At 64.3% G+C, this 835-nt stretch carries 1 protein-coding gene; it reads right to left on the bottom strand.

What is annotated here, in order from left to right:
- Positions 1-835 (bottom strand): dihydroxy-acid dehydratase (locus tag G3N95_RS40400; RefSeq protein ID WP_241019217.1); only part of this gene is annotated, 835 nt, incomplete at both ends.

The raw sequence follows: 835 nt of genomic DNA, 5'->3' as shown, positions 1-835 counted from the left end.
TGCACGATCGCATTCGTCGATCCCGACAGCGCGAGGCAGGTCGTCACGGCGTTATCGATCGATTTCTCCGTGAGGATGTCCGACGGCTTCAAGTCTTCCCACACCATCTCGACGATGCGCATGCCCGTTTTCGCGGACATCTGCGCATGGCGCGAATCGGGTGCCGGTATCGACGCGAAGCCCGGCAGCGTGAAGCCGAGTGCTTCGGCTGCACTCGTCATCGTCGACGCCGTGCCCATCGTCATGCAGTGACCCGGCGAGCGCGCAATGCCGCCTTCGACGCCGCGCCAGTCGTCGTCGGTGATCTTGCCCGCGCGCAGGTCGGCCCAGTACTTCCAGGTGTCGGAGCCGGAGCCCAACGTCGCGCCGTTCCAGTTGCCGCGCAGCATCGGACCGGCGGGCAGGAAGATGGTCGGCAGATCCATCGAGATCGCGCCCATCAGCAGCGCGGGCGTGGTCTTGTCGCAGCCGCCCATCAGCACGACGCCATCGGCGGGATACGAACGCAGCGTCTCTTCCGCTTCCATCGCGAGGAAGTTGCGGTAGAGCATCGTCGTGGGCTTCTGGAACGGCTCCGACAAGGTCTGCACGGGCAGCTCGATCGGGAAGCCGCCCGCCTGCCAGATGCCGCGCTTGACCTCTTCCACACGCTGTTTGAAATGCGTGTGGCACGGATTCATCTCGCTCCACGTATTGAGGATCGCGATGACCGGCTTGCCCGCATATTCCTCACGGCTGTAGCCCATCTGCGCAGTGCGCGAGCGATGGCCGAACGACCGCAGATCGTTCACGCCATACCAGCGGTGACTGCGCAGTTCTTCGGGCGTCTTGCGTT

It is taken from the genome of Paraburkholderia sp. Tr-20389, assembly GCF_017104565.1.
Classification (GTDB): domain Bacteria; phylum Pseudomonadota; class Gammaproteobacteria; order Burkholderiales; family Burkholderiaceae; genus Paraburkholderia.
This window is presented reverse-complemented; position numbering and strand designations above follow the sequence as displayed.